This window comes from Vibrio sp. OPT20 (assembly GCF_963889365.1).
GTDB classification, from domain to species: Bacteria; Pseudomonadota; Gammaproteobacteria; order Enterobacterales; family Vibrionaceae; genus Vibrio; species Vibrio splendidus.
Genome location: NZ_CAWPOA010000079.1, coordinates 1 through 325 on the forward strand (window position 1 = coordinate 1; position 325 = coordinate 325).

The 325-nt window shown below is 47.4% G+C and carries 1 tRNA gene; it reads right to left on the reverse strand.

Annotated elements, in window-relative coordinates:
• Window positions 1–227 precede the first annotated feature (227 nt).
• Window positions 228–304 (reverse strand) — tRNA-Asp (locus AACR09_RS18690).
• Window positions 305–325 lie beyond the last annotated feature (21 nt).

Consider the following 325-nt stretch of genomic DNA (forward strand, 5'->3'; position numbering starts at 1 on the left):
TCGCGTTGGAGGTTGCGCCGATAAGCTTTGATAAATCTGAGTTCATATAGGCTCCTTTCAGAGTCTATATTAGATCATGAATTTAATGGAATTGGTATAAGTAGCGGAATGGACGGGATTGTGGACTTCTGGCAAACCCTTTGTTGGACTCATTCGGCCGAAGGGCAAGACACTTTTCTTGAGATGTAAAAAAGCCCTGCTATTTCTAGCAGGGCTTTTCTAATAATTGGCGGAGTGGACGGGACTCGAACCCGCGACCCCCGGCGTGACAGGCCGGTATTCTAACCAACTGAACTACCACTCCGCAGTGGTCAACTCACTAAGT